The 15,048-nt window shown below is 73.1% G+C and carries 17 protein-coding genes; 12 read left to right on the top strand and 5 right to left on the bottom strand.

Annotated elements, in window-relative coordinates:
• Nucleotides 1-89 precede the first annotated feature (89 nt).
• Both IE290_RS05585 and IE290_RS05580 read right to left on the bottom strand, forming a co-directional pair.
• Nucleotides 90-1,283, bottom strand: coding sequence for an ABC transporter permease (locus tag IE290_RS05585; protein ID WP_191243373.1), 1,194 nt, complete (start codon nucleotides 1,281-1,283; stop codon nucleotides 90-92).
• Entirely contained in the window at nucleotides 1,280-2,194 is a 915-nt protein-coding gene (locus IE290_RS05580) for an ABC transporter ATP-binding protein (RefSeq protein ID WP_191243372.1), read from the bottom strand. The genes IE290_RS05585 and IE290_RS05580 overlap by 4 nt, the downstream gene beginning before the upstream one ends.
• A gap of 86 nt (nucleotides 2,195-2,280) precedes the next feature.
• Here IE290_RS05580 and IE290_RS05575 point away from each other — a divergent pair, with 86 nt between their 5' ends.
• Genes IE290_RS05575 through IE290_RS05565 form a run of 3 tightly spaced genes read left to right on the top strand, consistent with a single transcriptional unit; the run spans nucleotide 2,281 to nucleotide 4,012 of the window.
• Nucleotides 2,281-3,174, top strand: coding sequence for an SPFH domain-containing protein (locus tag IE290_RS05575; protein ID WP_191243371.1), 894 nt, complete (start codon nucleotides 2,281-2,283; stop codon nucleotides 3,172-3,174).
• The gene (locus IE290_RS05570) at nucleotides 3,175-3,390 is read left to right on the top strand and encodes a type II toxin-antitoxin system antitoxin (RefSeq protein WP_020417847.1); all 216 of its coding nucleotides are present in this window, start codon (nucleotides 3,175-3,177) and stop codon (nucleotides 3,388-3,390) included.
• Nucleotides 3,377-4,012: a GOLPH3/VPS74 family protein gene (locus IE290_RS05565; protein ID WP_191243370.1), complete on the top strand. Its 636-nt coding sequence runs from the start codon at nucleotides 3,377-3,379 to the stop codon at nucleotides 4,010-4,012. Before IE290_RS05570 ends, IE290_RS05565 begins: the two co-directional genes overlap by 14 nt.
• Before the next feature lie 34 nt (nucleotides 4,013-4,046).
• On the opposite strand, the gene IE290_RS05560 is transcribed toward IE290_RS05565, so the two are convergent.
• Entirely contained in the window at nucleotides 4,047-5,036 is a 990-nt protein-coding gene (locus tag IE290_RS05560) for a 5'-3' exonuclease (protein ID WP_191243369.1), read from the bottom strand.
• On the opposite strand from IE290_RS05560, the gene IE290_RS05555 reads away from it, so the two are divergent.
• Genes IE290_RS05555 through IE290_RS05540 form a run of 4 tightly spaced genes read left to right on the top strand, consistent with a single transcriptional unit; the run spans nucleotide 5,035 to nucleotide 7,174 of the window.
• Nucleotides 5,035-6,177, top strand: coding sequence for a M24 family metallopeptidase (locus tag IE290_RS05555; RefSeq protein WP_191243368.1), 1,143 nt, complete (start codon nucleotides 5,035-5,037; stop codon nucleotides 6,175-6,177). The genes IE290_RS05560 and IE290_RS05555 overlap by 2 nt on opposite strands.
• Nucleotides 6,174-6,626, top strand: coding sequence for an Lrp/AsnC family transcriptional regulator (locus IE290_RS05550; RefSeq protein ID WP_017982434.1), 453 nt, complete (start codon nucleotides 6,174-6,176; stop codon nucleotides 6,624-6,626). Before IE290_RS05555 ends, IE290_RS05550 begins: the two co-directional genes overlap by 4 nt.
• 31 nt (nucleotides 6,627-6,657) lie before the next feature.
• A complete protein-coding gene (locus IE290_RS05545; protein WP_027929834.1) occupies nucleotides 6,658-6,882 on the top strand; it encodes a hypothetical protein in 225 nt (74 codons plus the stop codon).
• Complete coding sequence (locus tag IE290_RS05540) at nucleotides 6,875-7,174, top strand: hypothetical protein (RefSeq protein ID WP_191243367.1); 300 nt, start codon at nucleotides 6,875-6,877, stop codon at nucleotides 7,172-7,174. Before IE290_RS05545 ends, IE290_RS05540 begins: the two co-directional genes overlap by 8 nt.
• A gap of 1 nt (nucleotide 7,175) precedes the next feature.
• Here IE290_RS05540 and IE290_RS05535 read toward each other — a convergent pair whose 3' ends face one another.
• Nucleotides 7,176-8,252, bottom strand: coding sequence for a GDSL-type esterase/lipase family protein (locus IE290_RS05535; protein ID WP_191243366.1), 1,077 nt, complete (start codon nucleotides 8,250-8,252; stop codon nucleotides 7,176-7,178).
• 216 nt (nucleotides 8,253-8,468) lie between these two features.
• On the opposite strand from IE290_RS05535, the gene IE290_RS05530 reads away from it, so the two are divergent.
• On the top strand, nucleotides 8,469-8,702 hold the full coding sequence (locus tag IE290_RS05530; protein WP_191243365.1) for a biotin/lipoyl-containing protein: 234 nt from the start codon (nucleotides 8,469-8,471) through the stop codon (nucleotides 8,700-8,702).
• Nucleotides 8,703-8,737: 35 nt separating this feature from the next.
• On the top strand, nucleotides 8,738-9,070 hold the full coding sequence (locus IE290_RS05525) for a hypothetical protein (RefSeq protein WP_191243364.1): 333 nt from the start codon (nucleotides 8,738-8,740) through the stop codon (nucleotides 9,068-9,070).
• Between the two features lie 356 nt (nucleotides 9,071-9,426).
• Here the strand turns inward: IE290_RS05525 and IE290_RS05520 are convergent, their stop codons facing one another.
• Complete coding sequence (locus IE290_RS05520) at nucleotides 9,427-10,806, bottom strand: KamA family radical SAM protein (RefSeq protein ID WP_191243363.1); 1,380 nt, start codon at nucleotides 10,804-10,806, stop codon at nucleotides 9,427-9,429.
• A gap of 98 nt (nucleotides 10,807-10,904) precedes the next feature.
• Between IE290_RS05520 and IE290_RS05515 the strand changes: the two genes are divergently transcribed.
• From IE290_RS05515 to IE290_RS05505, 3 genes are read left to right on the top strand one after another with little or no spacing between them, the layout of a single operon-like run.
• Nucleotides 10,905-12,515 carry an amidohydrolase gene (locus IE290_RS05515; RefSeq protein WP_191243362.1) on the top strand — a complete coding sequence of 537 codons (1,611 nt, stop codon included), beginning with the start codon at nucleotides 10,905-10,907 and terminating at the stop codon, nucleotides 12,513-12,515.
• A 22-nt stretch (nucleotides 12,516-12,537) separates the two neighbouring features.
• A complete protein-coding gene (gene lnt / locus IE290_RS05510) occupies nucleotides 12,538-14,112 on the top strand; it encodes an apolipoprotein N-acyltransferase (protein ID WP_191243972.1) in 1,575 nt (524 codons plus the stop codon).
• A 27-nt stretch (nucleotides 14,113-14,139) separates the two neighbouring features.
• A complete protein-coding gene (locus IE290_RS05505) occupies nucleotides 14,140-14,907 on the top strand; it encodes a polyprenol monophosphomannose synthase (protein ID WP_191243361.1) in 768 nt (255 codons plus the stop codon).
• Nucleotides 14,908-15,048 lie beyond the last annotated feature (141 nt).

Genomic DNA, 15,048 nt, shown 5'->3' with positions numbered 1-15,048 from the left:
GTGGAAGGCCGGCCCCGCCCCCAGGCGGGGCCGGCTGACTTCCGACCCTAGAACCCCGCGGCCCGCCGGTCTTCTCCGTTCTTGCGCTCCTACGCCGCGCGCAGCGCCTCCCGGAAACCGACCTTCGCGCCGGTGCGCAGCACCGCGTTGCGGTAGATCCGCGCCGACAGCCACACCAGCGCCGGGATCAGCGCCACGACCAGCCCGACCGACAGGATCGCCTCCCACGGCGCCACCCCGCCCATCGCCAGGCGCATCGGCATCAGCGTCGGCGCGAACACCGGGATCACCGACAGCGCCGCGACCAGCCCGCTGCCCGGATCGCCGGGCAGCACCGAGATCCCCACGACGTACCCGGCGATGACGAAGAACAGCGCCGGCGTGATCGCGCCGCCCACGTCCTCCTGCCGCGACACCAGCGCGCCCAGCCCGGCGAACACGATCGAGTACATCAGGAACCCGAGCAGGTACCACACGATCAGCCACACCACGGTGCCCGCCGCGGCCGACACCGAGATCGTCAGCACCCCGGTCGCCAGCCCCGCCACGATCCCCACCACGCCGATCACGACCATCTGGATCAGCCCGACCGCGCCGATGCCCAGCACCTTGCCGGTCATCAGCTGCCACGGCCGCACCGTCGCCAGCAGCAGTTCGACGACCCGGCTGGTCTTCTCCTCGACCACGCCCTGCGCCACCGACTGCCCGTTGAGCAGCAGCGACAGGTAAATGAGCACCCCGGCGACGATCCCCAGCACCAGTTGCTGCCCGTTGTAGGGGTAGGGCTGTTCCATCGGCCGCACGTCCACCCCGGCGCCGGCGACCGCCGCGTTCACCCGCGCCGGATCGCCGCCCAGGCTGGTGATCTGCTGGTTGAGCGCCAGCTGCCCGGCCAGCACGTTCAACGCGGTGCGCAGGTTGCCATCGAGGTCCTTCTTCACCACGACCTGCACGCGCGAGCCGTCGCCGACCAGCAGCGCGTCCAGGTCGCCGTCGCCGACCTGGGTGCGGCCCGCGGTCTCGTCGGGCACCGTGCGCACCTCGACGGACTCGCCGACCGCCTGCCCGGCGGCCTGCAGCGGCGCGGCCAGCGACGCGGTCGGCCCGGTCACGCCGACCGTGGCGTCCGCGCCGCCACCGCCGATCAGCTTCATCACCACGGTGAACCCGACGATCACCACCAGCAGCGCCAGCGTGCTCAGCCGGTAGGCCTTCGACCGCAACCGGATGCCGATCTCCCGCGACGCGATGAGCGAGACACCCGCCCAGCCACCCTGGTTCACGCCGCCACCTCCTCGGTCGTGACGACGTGCCGGAACAGCTCGGTCAGCGACTGCCGCCGCCGCGCGAACTCGTGCACCGGCCCGCTCGCCAGCGCCGCACGCAGCACGGCCTGGTCGTCGGCGCCGTCGGCCAGCTCCAGCTCGGTGCGGCCGTCCGCCTGGCCCAGCACCGTCACCCCGGGCAGCCCGTCGGCCCAGCCGGGCGGCGCGGCGGGCGCCTCGACCAGCAGTCGCACCACCGAACCGGCCTGCAGCTCGGCCACCCTGCCGCAGGCGACCATCCGGCCGTCCCGCACGATGCCGATCCGGTCGCACAACCGCTCGACCAGGTCCAGCTGGTGGCTGGAGAACACCACCGGCACGCCCTCGGCGGCCTTCTCCCGCAGCACCTGGCTCATCACGTCGACCGCGACCGGGTCCAGCCCGGAGAACGGCTCGTCGAGCACCAGGATCGCCGGGTCGTGCACCAGCGCCGCGGCCAGCTGGACACGCTGCTGGTTGCCCAGGCTGAGCTTTTGCACCTCGTCGTCGCGGCGCGCGGCCACCCCCAGCCGCTCGGTCCAGGTCTCCACCGACCGGCGCGCCGCCGCGGCCGGCATCCCGTGCAGCCGCGCCAGGTAGACCAGCTGCTCACCGACCTTCATCTTCGGGTAGAGGCCGCGTTCCTCGGGCATGTAACCGATGTGCCGCCGCGTCTCCAAGCTCACCGGCGCGCCGTCCCAGCGCACCTGGCCCGCGTCGGCCGCCAGAACCCCCAGCACGATCCGCATCGTCGTGGTCTTGCCCGCGCCGTTGCTGCCCACGAACCCGAACAGCTCACCGGCGCGCACGTCGAACGTCATGTCCGACAACGCCTGTCGTTGCCCGTACCGCTTCGTCAGGCCGTCGATCTCCAGCCGCCTGTCCGCCACGTCGTCCCCCTTCCGTCCAGCGCTGAAAAAGTGATATCACTATGCTACATTCGAGCCATCGGAGCAAGGAACTGAGGGGAGCCCCCATGGAGACGGTCGTGGACATGCCGGCGCCGCGGACGCGGGAACGCCTGGTGCGTGCGGTCAACGGGTTCGTGATGCTGGGCGTCGCGGTGGTGCTGGTGGCCGGCGGTGTCGCGCTGCTGGCCACCAGCGGCGGGTCGGGGGCGATGATCGGCGCCGGGGTGGTCGCCGCGCTCGCCGGGCTCGTGCTGGCCGGCGGGCTGACCCCGGTCGCGCCGGGGGAGGCGCGCGTGGTGCAGCTGCTCGGCCGCTACGTCGGCACGCTGCGCACCACCGGGCTGCAGTGGGTCAACCCGTTCACCCAGCGGCGCAAGGTCTCCACCCGCATCCGCAACCACGAGACCGGCGTCGCCAAGGTCAACGAGGCCGACGGCAACCCGATCGAGATCGCGGCCGTCGTGGTGTGGCAGGTCGAAGACACCGCGCAGGCGGTGTTCGAAGTGGACGACTTCGTCGAGTTCGTCGCCATCCAGAGTGAGACCGCGGTCCGGCACATCGCCAACGCCTACCCCTACGACAACGCCGACACCACCCGGTTGTCGCTGCGGGACAACGGCGACGAGATCACCGAGAAGCTGTCGGCGGAGATCGCCACGCGCGTCGCCTCCGCCGGGGTGAAGATCATCGAATCCCGCATCACCCACCTGGCCTACGCCCCGGAGATCGCCCAGGCGATGCTGCGGCGCCAGCAGGCCGGGGCGGTGGTCGCCGCGCGCCAGCGCATCGTGGAAGGCGCGGTCGGCATGGTGGAGATGGCGCTGGACCGGCTGGCGCGGCACGACGTGGTCGAGCTGGACGAGGAACGCAAGGCCACGATGGTGAGCAACCTGCTGGTGGTGCTCGTCGGCGACCGCGACGCGCAGCCGGTAGTCAACACCGGGACCCTGTACCAGTAGATGCCGGCCGAACGGAAGAAGATCCTGCTGCGGCTCGACCCGGCCGTGCACGACGCGCTGGCCCGCTGGGCGGCCGACGAGCTGCGCAGCACCAACGCGCAGATCGAGTTCCTGCTGCGCAAGGCCCTCGCCGACGCCGGGCGGCTGCCCCGCGAGGTGGGCCGGATGCGCCCGCGGGGACGCCCGAAGAAGGGGGACGAGGATGGACAGGCCTGACTCGCTGGCCGCGCGGCTCTTCCTGCTGGCCTACGACACGGAGAAAAAGCGCCTGGTGTCGCGGTCCGAACTGGGCATCGCCCTGCGGGCCGCGGCGCTGGCCGACCTGGTGCTCGGCGGCTACCTCGCCGACCACGGCGGCAAGGCCGCCCCAGCCGGTCCCGCGCCCGGGCTGGACCCGGTGCTGGAACTGGTGCTGCGGGAGATCACCGACAGCCCGCCCCGCTCGTGGCGGCGCTGGGTGTCCCGCAGCGCCAGCCGGATCGTGCCCCTGGTGCGCGAACACCTGGCCGCGGAGAGCGTGATCAAGGTCGACTCGCGGCGGGTACTCGGGCTGTTCCCGGTGCACCGGATCACGCTGCCCCGGCCACACGAGACCAAGCGGATGGCGGAGGAGGTGCGGCGCACGGTGCGCGGCGGGCAACCGGCCTCCCGGGTGGACCCGCGGCTGGGCGCGCTGTGCGCCCTGGCCGGCACCGCGGAGCTGCGCACGGTGCTCAGCCGCGCGGAACGGCGCCAGTACCAGGCCCGGCTGAGCGAACTGGGGCGCCCGGTGGAACCGGTGGTGAAGGCCCTGCGCAAGGCGATCCAGTCCCAGCGAGCGTCCTCCGCCGGCGGCTGACCACGAGCGGCGCCGGCCGGGTGCGGCCGCCGGATCAGCGGGCGTTCGCGGTGAGGGCCTTGACCAGGCGGGTCGCCGAGCTGCCCAGGTTCCACCGCTCCGCCAGCTCCAGCACGCGGTCCGGATCGGCCGGCGACGCCGGCACCGCGTCGGAGCCGGACACCGACACCGGCGCGTCCGCGGCGACCCTGACCACCGTCGGCGCCACGCGCAGGTACTCCTCGGCCTCGGCGAGCCGCACCCGCGTCTTCGGCGGCACGTCCTTGCTGCCCGCGGCGGCCGCGGCGATCAGCCCGTCGAGCGAGCCGAACTGGGTGATCAGCTTGGCCGCGGTCTTCTCGCCGATCCCGGCGACACCCGGCAGCCCGTCGGACGGGTCGCCGCGCAGCACGGCCATCTCGGCGTAGGCGACGCCGGCGCCCGCCACCGGCACGCCGTAGCGCTCGGCGATCTCGGCCGGGCCCAGCACCTCGGCCTTGGCCCAGCCCTTGCCCACGTAGATCACCGACGCCGGGGTCGGCTCGGTGCGCACCAGCTGGAACAGGTCCCGGTCACCGGTGATCACCTCGACCGGGTCGTCCTTCTCGTGCGCGGTCAGGGCGCCGATCACGTCGTCGGCCTCGTACCCGGCCGCCTCCGCGGTGGCGAACCCGAACGCCTCCAGCAACTCGAGGATGATCGGCACCTGCGGGGTCAGCGTGTCCGGCACCTCCTCCTCGTTGGCCACGGCGTCGGCCACCCGGTGCGCCTTGTAGCTGGGCAGCAGGTCGGTGCGGAACTTCGGGCGCCAGTCCGCGTCCAGGCACGCCACCAGCCGGGTGGGCCGCCGGTCGGTGACGATCCGGGCCAGCGTGTCGGTGAACCCGCGCACCGCGTTGACCGGGGTGCCGTCCGGCGCGGTCATCGACTCGGGCAGCGCGTAGAACGAGCGGAAGTACAGGCTCGCGGAGTCCAGCAGGGCAAGTGTCACGGAGCACAGCCTGCCAGACGCGGTCCGGGCCCGGGCCAGATACGCTGCGTGCATGTCCTCCCGTTCACCCGAGACCCCAGCACTGGCCCCGGAAACCCTGCGCGCCCGGCTCGAGCGGGCCCGCGCGGCCACCGCCGACGCCGGCACCGACGCCCTGCTCATCGCGCCGGGCTCGGACCTGCGGTACCTGATCGGCGAGGCCGGCGGTTCGTTCGAGCGGCTGACCACCCTCGTGGTGCCCGCCGAGGGCACCCCGGCGCTGGTCGTGCCGAAGCTGGAGGCCCCCGGCTACGCGGCGGTGCCCACCGAGGAACTCGGCGTCGAGGTGGTCACCTGGGTCGACGGTGAGGACCCCTACCGGATGGTCGCCGACCGGCTCGGCAAGCCCGGCCGGGTCGCGGTCAGCGACGGGCTGATCGCGCTGCACGTGCTCGCCTTCCGCGCCGCGCTCGGCTCCGCGGAGCAGACGCTGGCCGGGCCGGTGATCCGCGAGCTGCGGATGCGCAAGGACGCCGCCGAGATCGACGCGCTGCGCCGCGCCGGCGCCGCGATCGACCGCGTGCACGCCCGCGTCGCCGAGTGGCTGCGTCCCGGCCGCACCGAGGCCGAGGTGGGCGCCGACATCGCCGCCGCGATCGTCGAGGAGGGCCACCTGCACGCCGACTTCGTGATCGTCGGCTCCGGCCCGAACGGCGCCAGCCCGCACCACGACGTGTCCGGCCGGGTCATCGAGCGCGGCGACGTGGTGGTGGTCGACATCGGCGGGCCGCTCCCCGAGGGCTACAACTCCGACTCCACCCGCACCTACGCGATCGGCGAGCCGCGCGACGCCGACGTGGCCGAGACGTATGCGGTGCTGCAGCGCGCGCAGCGGGCGGCGGTCGAGGCGGTGCGGCCCGGGGTGACCGCGCAGTCGGTCGACGCCGCCGCGCGCCGGATCATCGCCGACGCCGGGTACGGGGAGTTCTTCATCCACCGCACCGGGCACGGCATCGGGCTCGACGTGCACGAGGAGCCCTACATTGTCGAGGGCAACGACCTGGCCTTGGAGCCGGGCATGGCGTTCAGCGTCGAACCGGGCATCTACCAGCCGGGCCGGTGGGGCGCCCGCATCGAGGACATCGTGGTGGTCACCGCCGACGGGGTCGAAGCACTCAACCACCGCCCGCACGAGCTCGTCGTGCTCGACTCGTGAGCGGGCCGCTGGAGCCGCTGGACCAGGCGATCGCGCGGGAGCTGGCCGGCGACGGCCGCTGCTCCTTCACCGACCTGGCCGAGCGGGTGGGGCTGTCGGTGTCGGCGGTGCACCAGCGCGTGCGGCGGCTGGAGCAGCGCGGCGTGATCCAGGGGTACGTGGCGCGACTGGACAGCGAGCAGATCGGGCTGCCGCTGACCGCGCTGATCTCGCTGACCCCCAACGACCCGGCGGCGCCGGACGACTACCCGCAGCGCATCGAGCACATCCGCGAGATCGAGTCGTGCTACTCGGTGGCCGGCGACGAGTCCTACATCCTGCTGGTGCGGGTGGCCTCGCCGCGGGACCTGGAGGACCTGCTGCGCCGGATCCGCGAGGCGGCGAAGGTGTCCACGCGGACGACGGTGGTGCTGTCCACGCCGTTCGAAGGCCGTCCGCCGACGGTGTGACAACCGCCGGGCGAAGGGTACGATAAAAGGTATGGCAACTCGTAAGGTCACGCTCTCGCTGGACACGGCGGCGATCGAGTACGCCGAGCGCGCGGCGAAGGCGCACGGGATCTCGCTGTCGGCGTGGTTGTCCCGCGCCGCCCGCCGGGAGGCGGTCCGCACCGGCTACCGCGCCCCGGCCCGGCACGACGCGGAGGCGCTGGCGGCGGCCGACGAGGCGGAACTGGCCGCGGCGGAGAAGGACCTGGGTGCGTAAAGGCGAGATCTGGGCGTACAAGCCGCCCACCCAGCCCGCCCGGGAACGCACGGTGCTGCTGCTGTCCTCCGACGGCGTCAACGAATCCGAGCGCCCGTGGCTGATCGGGACTGAACTGCTGGAGGAGGACCCGCAGGACATCCTCGGCGTCGCGCTGGACAGCCGGTTCTGGATCTCGACGTTGTTCCTGACCCGCCTCTACCGCGGCTGGCTCGTCGAACGCATCGCCGAGATCGACCAGCAGACGCAGGAGCAGGTCGACATCGCCCTGCGCGCCGCGCTCGACCTCTGAGCTACCCGGCGGTGACCGTCGCCGCCGGGTGGAGGTTCCCGTCCTGGCCCTTGAGGCACGCCGCGGCCGGCGCGTCCGTCGCCAGGAACTCGCTCAGGCAGCGGCCGAACTGCGCGTGCCCGTTCGCGTTGGGGTGAAACGATTCCTGGATGGCATGGCCCGCCCTGTCGGCGTCGGCCAGGTCGTTGAGCTGCAGCGTCAGCCGGCTGAACCACTCCGTCGACGGGTCGGCGCCGCCGCTGCACGCCTCGTGGCCGAGCCCGGCGCGGGACAGGTCCAGGAACCGCAACCCGGCCTGCGCCGCCGCCGACGCCAGGCCGCGCGAGAGCACCGGCACGCCCTCATCGACCACCCACCGCAGGTCCTCGGTGCGGAACGGGCACCCGTTGAGGTTCTGCAGGTTCGCCGGGATCCCCGGGCCGATCGGCGCCGCGTAGGACTGCAGCACCAGCTGGGAGTCCCCGGGCTGGTACCCGGCGCGGGCGAGCACCGTCTTGATGTCGTTGAGCGCCGTGACGACCTTCGGCACCATCGCGTCGACCCGCTGCTGCCAGGTCGGGGCTATCGCGGTGCGGCAGGGGGCGTTGCCGGAGACGAACCACGCCTGGAAGCACTGCGAGATCAGCTGCGAGAAGTGCGGGTCGTCGTTGGCGCCCACGGCCACCACGACCGCCGCGACCCGGTGGGTCTTCACCAGCTCCGCCAGCCGCCCGGCCTGCGACGGCTCGGTCCACTGCTTGGTGTCGCCCAGCCCGACCTGCGCGGCGGGCGCGCCGGAACAGGCGAGGTTGATCTTCTCCACGATCCCCGGGATGTCGGTCTGTTCCACCGTCGCGTTGGGGGAGCGGTGGCACCAGTCGCCGTTCGCGCCGTTGGTGTCCGCGGTGTAGTCGCCGGCGCCCTCCCCGGACAGGGTGCTGTCGCCCATCGACACGATCGTCAGCGGCCCGGTGCCGGGCGGGCCGGGCCGGTCGATCGGCCCGGGTGGTGTGCTCGGCCCGGTGAACACGAAGATCCCCACCAGCACCAGGACGAAGAGCAGAACGCCCCCGCCGATCCACCACCGAAACCGTCGCACCGGGGGCAGTTTAGAGAAGCCCTGCCAAAGCTCTTGTGAGCCCGGTGCCCGATGATCATGCATCGACACGTCCTTGGTGATCGCGGCGCCTGGCCATCCCGGAGTTCAAGACACATAGCTCACCCAGGTGCGGGGTGTTCAAGGTCCGGCTCGCGCGCTTGCCAGAACCGTGTGGAGCGGCACATCCTGGATGTCCGGGCAGGAGGTGGTCGCGCCGTGACCGACGTGCTGTTCCCGCTGCTGTCGGAGAAGGATCCCGACGCCGAGGGCGTGGTGGCGACGTGGTTCGTCCACGACGGTGAACGCGTCGCCGAAGGGGATCTGCTCGCCGAGGTCGCCCTGGACAAGGCCGACGTGGAGATCTCCTCGCCGGCCGCCGGGATCGTGCGGCTGCTGGCCAAGGAGGGCGACGCGCTCGTGCAGGGCGCCCTGATCGCCCGCGTGGAGTGAGCGGGTTTCCGGTGTCACCCGACGGGGAAGACCGGATGATGCGGTGCAGGTTCTGCGACACCCCGCCCGCGGCCGGCGAGGCGCGCGTCCCCGGGCCGGCCGGGCCGATCTGCGCGCGCTGCGTGGAAACCGGGCTCGGCCTCGTCCGCGACGGCCGCCCGCGCACCAGCCGCGGCGGCACCGAGCTGGACCGGATCCGGGCCGGGGGAGCGCCGTGCGAGTTCTGCGACCGCACCGACCGGCGCAGCTTCTTCGGCTTCACCCGCGGCCTGCGGCGCATGCGGTGCGCCCAAACAGGCGCCGTGATCTGCGACGACTGCCTCGACCACAGCGGCAACCTGCTCAACCAGGCGCTGCGGCACGTGTGAGGGCCGCGCTCGGCCCGACCCGGTCTCGCGGCGGAACATGACCGTGAACTCGGACCGGTGCAGCCCGGGCCGCCCAGCCCAACAGGGGCGCCGCTGGAACTCCCGGCACAGGGCGCGAAGCTGGGGGTGGCGCGGGCAACCACGGCACGGCGGCGGGCTCGAGCTAGAGGTTGCGGGTGCTGACGCCGCGCTCGGGCGCACTGGCCGCCACCCGCCCTGCCGCGGGGGATCTTGCACGCCGCGTTCGTCGCCGACCTGGTGATCACGATCGCCGACCGCCTGCTGCGCGCCGCCGCGGGCCTGCTGCCGGGCGGCTCGCTGCCGGCGATCGCGATCATCGCCCCGGCCCGCCCCGCTCAGCCTTGCGCCGCCCACCAGGTGCGGCCCTCTTCGGGCAGGGTGGGGATCGGGTCGTAGAACGGGTACCGGCGCCGCAGCGCGTCGGGGTCGGCGTGTTCGATTCCGGTGCGGTAGTTCTTCGTCCAGTAGGAAATACCGCGCTCCCGGTCGTACTCGGCGACCTGGTGCACCCACCGCTTCCCGACGTAGGGCACGTCGCACACGATGCGGGGCGTCGCGTAGCCCGGGAGGTAGCCCATGATCGCGTGCTGCAGCTCCTGCGCCTCCCACACCGCCAGCCGCCAGTGCTCGGCGTTGGGGATCATGTCGCACAGGTAGAAGTAGTACGGCAGGATGTTCGCCTCGCCCTGCAGCGCGAAACACAGGTCCAGCAGCGCCGCCGGGGTCGCGTTCACCCCGCGCATCAGCACCCCCTGGTTGCGCACGTCCCGCACCCCGACCTCCAGCGCGGTCCGCGCCGCCTCGGCCACCAGCGGCGTCACCGACTGGACGTGGTTGACGTGCGTGTGGATCGCCAGGTTCACTCCCCGCCGCCGCGCGGTGCCGGCCAGCCGCTCCAGGCCCTCCACGATCTTGGGCTGCAGCCAGTGCTGCGGCAGCCCGGCCAGCGCCTTGGTCGCCAGCCGGATGTCCCGCACCGTCTCGATGTCCAGCAGCCGCATCAGGAACGACTCCAGCTGGTGCCACGGCACGTTCGCCACGTCCCCGCCGGACACCACCACGTCCCGCACCCCCGGCGTGCGGCGCAGGTAGCCGATCATCGCGTCCTGGCGGTCCACCGGCTTGAGGTCCAGCTTGTGCTTGACCACCTGCTCGGTCGAGTTGCCCACCAGGTCCATCCGGGTGCAGTGGCCGCAGTACTGGGGGCAGGTGGAGATCAGCTCGGCCAGCACCTTGGTGGGGTAGCGGTGGGTCAGGCCCTCCACCACCCACATCTCGGCCTCGTGCAGCGAATCCCGCGCCGAGTGCGGGTGGCTGGGCCACTCCGGGTCCCGGTCGCTGCGCACCGGCAGCATGTAGCGGCGGACCGGATCGGCGTAGAACGCCTCGGTCGAGTCCACCGACATGGTGTTGAGCATCTGCGGCGGCACCAGCATCGACATCGTCGCCAGCTCGCGCTGGTCGGCGGCCAGGTCGTCGTAGAACCGCTCCGCGACGAGGTCGCCCAGCACCGCGCGCAGCTGCTTGATGTTGCGCACGCAGTGCACCCGCTGCCACTGCGCGTCCCGCCACTGCGCTTCGGTCACCTCGCGCCACCCGGGGAACCGGCGCCAGTCCGGTTCGGTCAACTCGGTGCGGCGGTAGGCGTAGGGCTGATCGGCGACCTCCGTGGTGTCGGTGGTGTCGGCGGGGGAGAATTCCTGGGTCGCAGTCATCTCTGCTCCTCGTCGGCGCTGTGGCGTCAAAACTTACGGTGAAAGTGACAATACGACGTAAATGCTTTCGTCGCGACCCATCGTGCACACTCGACACCGTGACCGACGACAGCACCACGCTCCTGCTGGGCGGGCGGATCCATTCGCCCAGCAACCCCGACGCCACCGCGATGGCGGTCAAGGACGGCACGATCGTCTGGATCGGCCAGGACGGCCCCGGCCGCGCCCTCCACCCGGACGCCCGCGTGGAAGACCTCGACGGCGCGTTCGTCGCCCCCGGCTTCGTCGACGCCCACGTGCACGCCACCGCCACCGGCCTCCACCTGGCCGGCGTGGACCTCGGCGGGATCACCGACGCCGCCGGGCTGCTGGCCGCGATCCGCGCCGCCGCCCGCCCCGGCGAGGTCCTCCTCGCCCACGGCTGGGACGAGACCACCTGGACCACGCCCCGGCTGCCCAGCCGCGCCGAGATCGACGAGGCCGCCGGCGGCGTGCCCGTCTACCTCAGCCGCGTCGACGTCCACTCCGCGCTGGTGTCGACCGCGCTGGTCGAACTCGCTCCCGCCGCCCGCGACGCCGCCGGCTGGTCCGCCGAGGGACCCCTGACCCGCGACGCGCACCACCACGTCCGCCGCGCCGTGCGCGCCGCCCTCACCGGCGAGCAGCGCCGCCGCGCCCAGGAGGCCTTCCTCCGGCTGGCCGCGGCCCGCGGCATCGTCAGCGTCCACGAGTGCGCCGGCCCGGACATCTCCGGCGAGGACGACCTCGCCGACCTGCTCGCCCTGGCCGCCGAACCCGGCCACCCCGAGGTCGTCGGCTACTGGGGCGAACTCGAAGCCGTCGGCACCGCCCGCCGCCTGGGTGTGCGCGGCCTGGCCGGCGACCTGTTCGTCGACGGTGCCCTGGGCTCCCGCACCGCCGCGCTGCACGAGCCCTACCTCGACGAACCCGGCTCCACCGGCGCCCGCTACCTCGACGCCGACGCCATCGCCGGACACCTGATCGCGTGCACCGAAGCCGGGTTGCAGGCCGGGTTCCACGTCATCGGCGACGCCGGGGTGGCCGAGGTGGTCCGCGGTTTCCAGCTCGCCGAGAAGACCGTCGGGCAACGCGCGCTGGCCGGCGGCCGCCACCGGCTGGAACACCTGGAGATGATCGACACCGATCAGGCCAGGGCACTGGCCGGCTGGGGTGTCACCGGCTCCATGCAGCCCCAGTTCGACGCGCTGTGGGGCGGTCCGGAGGGCATGTACGCCCAGCGGCTGGGCGCCGAGCGGGCCGCGGGCATGAACCCGTTCGCGATGCTCGCCGCCGAAGGGGTCCTGCTCGCCTTCGGCTCCGACTGCCCGGTCACCCCGGTTCAGCCGTGGGACAGCGTGCGCGCGGCCGTTCACCACCGCACAGCCGGCTCCGGCCTGTCCGCCCGCGCCGCTTTCACCGCCCACACCCGCGGCGGCCACCGCGCGGCGGGCGTCAACGACGGCCTCACCGGCAGCCTCGTCCCCGGCGCGCCCGCGCACTACGCCGTCTGGGACGCCGCCGACCTCGTCGTCGCCGCACCCGACTCCCGCGTGCAGCGCTGGTCCACCGACCCGCGCTCCCGCGTGCCCGCGCTGCCGCCGCTCGACCCGGACGCGCCGCTGCCGGTCTGCCTGCGCACCGTCCGCGCGGGCGAGGTGCTCTACGACGCGTTCACCGCCGCGGCCTAGAGTTCACCCCGTGGCAGCACCCGTGGCCGAAACCGCCGGACCGTCGGCACCTCCCCGGAAGAAGCGGGCCTGGCGGCCGTGGCTGCTGCGCCTGGCGCTCGCCGCGGCGTCCGGGTTCGTGTTCTACCTCGCCTTCGCGCCGCGCGACCTGTGGTGGCTCGCCCCGCTCGGCTTCGCCGGACTCGGCGTGGTGCTGCGCGGACGGCGGTTCTGGGGCGGCCTGGGCTACGGCTTCGCGTTCGGGCTCGGCCTGTACCTGCCGCTGCTGTTCTGGCTGCAGGACTTCCTCGGCCGCGGCTTCGGCCCCGCGCCGTGGGCCGGGCTGTCCGCCGCCCTGGCCGCCTACCTCGGGCTGGCGGCCGCGTTCTGCACCGTCGTCGCCCGGCTGCCCGGCGCGCCGGTGTGGATGGCGATGGTGATCATCGCCAGCGAGACCCCGCGCAGCTGGTGGCCCTTCGGCGGGTTCCCGTGGGGCCGGGTCGCGTTCAGCCAGCCCGAGGGCGCCTTCACCCCGCTCGCCGCGATCGGCGGCGCGCCGCTGACCGGGTTCGCCGTCGTGGTCACCGGGTTCGGCCTGGCCGCGCTACTCGCGCACGCCGCCCGCCGCGACTGGCGCGCCGCGCGCTTCCCGGTGATCGCCACGGTGGTCCCGGTGATCGCCGGGCTGGCGCTGTGGCCCACGATCGGCACCGGCGCCCAGGCCGGCACCCGCACCGTCGCCACCGTGCAGGGCAACGCGCCCGACGTCGGCCTCGACCTGATCAACGAATCACCCACCCTGCGCGCCAACCACCTCGCCCAGAGCGAGGACCTGGCCGCACGGATCCGCTCCGGCGCGGTGCCTGTGCCGGACCTGATCGTCTGGCCGGAGACCGCCACCGACCTCACCACCACCGACCCGGTGATCGACCAGGCGGTGCGCGACCTGGGCATCCCCACCCTGATCGGCGCCCGCTACCGCGAGCCCGGGCAGCGCACCCAGAACACCGAGTTCGTGTGGAACCCGGTCACCGGCCGCGGCGCGAGCTACACCAAGCAGGAACTGGTGCCCTTCGCCGAATTCGTCCCCGCGCGCTCGATCGCGCGCTGGTTCACCCCGTTCGTCGACGACACCGGCGACATGCGCGCCGGGACCGCCCCGGCGGTGCTCGACGCCGCCGGCACCCGGCTGGCCGTGCCCATCTGCTACGAGATCGCCTACGACTACGTCTCCCGCGACGCGGTCAACGACGGCGCCCAGCTGATCGTCCTGCCCACCAACAACGCCTGGTACGGGCACAGCGAGATGACCTACCAGCAGCTGGCGATGGCGCGGCTGCGGGCCGTCGAGCACGGCCGCGCGGTCGTGGTGTCGGCCACCAGCGGGGTCAGCGCCCTGGTCGAGCCGGACGGCACCGTGACCCAGTCGACCAGCCAGTTCACCGCCGCCTCCCTGGTCGGGGAGGTGCCGCTGCGCACACAGGCTACGCTGTCGGATCGACTCGGGGCGTCCACGGAGTACGGGCTGGTCGGAGCGGCGATCGCCGCCATCCTGGCCGGGCTCGTGCTCCGCTTCCGCACCCGGGGCACGAGCACGACGGCGACCAGGGCGGAGTGAGGTTCTCCGCGGGGGAGGAACAAGGGGATGGCGCACGCGCCACGGGCGAGCCGACCGATCGATCCGGTGCTGGTGGTGATCCCGACCTACAACGAGCGGGACAACCTGCCGCTCGTCCTGGACCGGCTGCACCGGGCGCTGCCCGCCGTGCACGCGCTGGTCGTCGACGACGGCAGCCCGGACGGCACCGGCGAGCTCGCGGACAAGATCGCCGCCGGTGACGACCGCGTCCACGTGCTGCACCGCACCGAGAAGGCCGGCCTCGGCGCCGCCTACGTGGCCGGGTTCCGGTGGGGCCTGGAGCGCGACTACCGCACGATCGTCGAGATGGACGCCGACGGCTCGCACGCGCCCGAGGACCTGCCCCGGATGCTCGAGGCCCTCGACGACACCGACCTGGTGCTCGGCTCCCGCTACGTGCCCGGCGGCAGCCTGGTGAACTGGCCCAAGCACCGCGAACTGCTCTCCCGCGCGGCCAACCTCTACTCGCGGCTGGCGCTCGGCGTGCGGATCAAGGACGTGACCGCCGGGTTCCGCGCCTACCGGCGGGAGGTGCTGGAGAAGCTGCCGCTGGAGGAGATCGCCTCGCGCGGCTACTGCTTCCAGATCGACCTCGCCTGGCGCACCGTCCGCACCGGGTTCGACGTGGTCGAGGTGCCGATCACCTTCACCGAGCGCGAGATCGGCCAGTCCAAGATGAGCGGCGCCATCATCCGCGAAGCCCTGCTGCGCGTCGGCCTGTGGGGTGCTCGCCACCGGGCCGAGCAGGTGCGGACGCTGCTGCGCCGCCGCTGAGCCGGCAGCCCGCGATTCGTGGCAGAACCGGACTCTACCGTCCGTACCCGGCCACCCGGGCAGGCCCCGGTGAGCGCACGCTAACCCGGCGATTTTCTACTGCCGGTCGCACAACCAGCAGGTCGGCTACGCGATTCGGGT

Source organism: Amycolatopsis deserti (genome assembly GCF_014653945.1).
Lineage (GTDB): Bacteria > Actinomycetota > Actinomycetes > Mycobacteriales > Pseudonocardiaceae > Amycolatopsis_E > Amycolatopsis_E deserti.
This window is presented reverse-complemented; position numbering and strand designations above follow the sequence as displayed.